Below are 1,108 nucleotides of genomic sequence, written 5' to 3'. Positions count from 1 at the left end.
ACACCAAATAAACCCGCTCAAATCTAGCGCTTAACTTGATAACGAGCGAGTAGCCCCGTCACCTGTGGCGGGGAAAGCGAGTTCAGTGAGGTCTGTTTTGTTGTTCTATGTATTGGCGCAAAACCTCGATAGGAGCACCACCTACCGATCCAACAAAGTAACTTGGAGACCAAAGGGCATTTTTACGCCATGCAACCTGATTTAACTCTGGGAAGTGCCTTTTCATTTCACGGCTTGTTATTCCCTTTAGTGCGTTCGTTAATTTAGATAATGACGTTGCCGGGTGATAATCAATCAGTAAGTGTACGTGATCTGATTCACCATTAAATTCTGATAATGTTGCTTGATGATTTTTGCAAATATCGCCCATCATCTCTTTTAGCTTATCTAGATGCTCACTGGTGAAAACCTTTCCCCTGTATTTTGTGATAAATATCAAATGAGCGTGGAGCATGTAAACAACATGCCTGCCTTTTCTTAATTCCATAAATAGACCTTGACTGAGTTTATTATTTAACTATATATTAAACATATCATTTACTCAAATAGACCATGCAAAATCAGCATTCAACGGTGCTCCAATTAGAACGCCAAACTAAGGTTGAAATTAAGTGGAAATTGAAAAAGCCTACAGATTCAAATTAGAACCAACGTCAGAGCAAGCTAAAAAACTGGCTCAAATGGCGGGATGCGGGCGTGTGGTTTTCAATGATAGCCTTGATTATGTGCTTAACATTATTAAAAAATCAGTGGCAATCACGGACAAAAAAGCAATTTATGAACACCTAAATGATTTATCTTATCAAGATCGCAAGTTGCTTAAAAAATCTTTTCCTAATTCTGCTTTTCTAAACAAACAACTAACATCATGGAAAAAACTTAATCATCGGGCATGGTTGGACGATGCATTTACGGATTGCTTACAGCAACGTCAGCGTGATTTTGTAAAAGCACTGGATGAATGGTCAAAAGGCAAGCGAGGATTTCCAGTGTTTCGCACGCGCAAACTATCGCACCATTCAACAATGCGGTTCCCAGCGCCCAAAAAGCAAATCAATATCCAAAATAAACATATCAAATTACCTAACGGCTTAGGCCTGGTTCGTTA

2 protein-coding genes are annotated in these 1,108 nt (G+C 39.3%); one reads left to right on the top strand and one right to left on the bottom strand.

Translation table 11 applies throughout. From position 1 onward, the window contains the following. Positions 1-82 precede the first annotated feature (82 nt). Positions 83-487, bottom strand: a complete 405-nt coding sequence (tnpA, locus tag IEW93_RS21785; RefSeq protein WP_188741279.1) for an IS200/IS605 family transposase — start codon at positions 485-487, stop codon at positions 83-85. 124 nt (positions 488-611) lie between these two features. Here tnpA and IEW93_RS21780 point away from each other — a divergent pair. Then, positions 612-1,108 (top strand): helix-turn-helix domain-containing protein (locus IEW93_RS21780; RefSeq protein ID WP_188741278.1); only part of this gene is annotated, 497 nt, incomplete at its 3' end.

It is taken from the genome of Shewanella inventionis (assembly GCF_014641855.1).
Lineage (GTDB): Bacteria > Pseudomonadota > Gammaproteobacteria > Enterobacterales > Shewanellaceae > Shewanella > Shewanella inventionis.
This window is presented reverse-complemented; position numbering and strand designations above follow the sequence as displayed.